At 69.8% G+C, this 1,181-nt stretch carries 1 protein-coding gene; it reads left to right on the top strand.

Translation table 11 applies throughout. From position 1 onward, the window contains the following. Nucleotides 1-1,181, top strand: a 1,181-nt coding sequence (locus MJ785_RS18555) for a bifunctional diguanylate cyclase/phosphodiesterase (RefSeq protein WP_239382010.1), incomplete at both ends; no start/stop codon positions are given.

Below are 1,181 nucleotides of genomic sequence, written 5' to 3'. Positions count from 1 at the left end.
CTTCAGGCTATCGCGGTGCAGCTACGCGGCGTACCCGCGGATCCAGCGTTCACCGGTCGTATCGGCAGTGACGAGTTCGCGGTGGTCATGTACGGGGCCGATCTGCCGGCTGAGCTCGCGGCCACGCATGATCAGATGCGTGCGATCGGCCGGATGGTGATCAGCCAGATCGCTGGCCCGTTCCGGATCGACGGCGTCGAGGTCGAGGTCGAGGCCAGCGCGGGTGTCGCGGCCGCCCCGCTGCACGGAACGAGTCTTGACGCGCTGCTACCGGCCGCGGATGCGGCGCTGCACGCGGCCAAACGGGATGGTGAACGGGTCGGTGTGTGGGATCCGGGTATGGCTGGCGTCCGGCCGTGGGAACTGGCCATGCACGCTCAGTTGCGGGCCGCTGTCGCCAGTGGCGAGCTGCGCCTCCACTACCAGCCGCTGCGGTCTGCGCGGACCGGCCGCATCGCCGGTGTCGAGGCGCTCCTGCGCTGGGCGCACCCGGACCGCGGGCTGCTGGCACCCGAGGCGTTCCTGCCCATGGCGGAACGGTCCACTTTGATCATTGATGTGACCGAATGGGTACTGAACGAGGCGCTGCGCCAGTGTGCCGACTGGGCCTTGGCCGGTCGCCACGTACCGGTGTCGGTGAACCTCTCGGCGCGGATGCTCGTCCGCGACGATCTCCCCAGCCTGGTTTCGCAGACGTTGTCCGCGTATGGCCTGCCGGCCGACGTCCTGACACTGGAGATCACGGAGAGTGCGCTGGTCACCCAGCCTGCGCGGGCCGCGGCGATGCTGCGGGAGCTGCGTACCCGCGGAGTGAAGCTGTCGCTGGATGACTTCGGAACAGGGTACAGCTCGATGGAGATCCTCAAGGCGCTGCCGTTCGACGAGGTGAAGATCGACCGGGGGTTCGTCTCCGGCGCGCATGGGAGCCTGCCCGACGCCGCGATCGTCTGTGCGGTCCTGGACCTGGGACACCGCTTGGGCCTGCGGGTCGTCGGCGAGGGCGTCGAGGACGCCCGCGCCCTGCGGATGCTGATGGAGCTCGGTTGCGACATTCTTCAGGGAGAGGCGATATCACGGCCGCTGCCGCCATCCCCTGAGCTGCTGGCGCTGTTCACCGCGGCGGCCTCCGTGGCTGGCGCGGACGCCCCCGTTCCGCCCGCGGCCGCGGACGGCCCAGGCAC

Source organism: Protofrankia sp. CiT1 (genome assembly GCF_917627335.1).
Lineage (GTDB): Bacteria > Actinomycetota > Actinomycetes > Frankiales > Frankiaceae > Protofrankia.
This window is presented reverse-complemented; position numbering and strand designations above follow the sequence as displayed.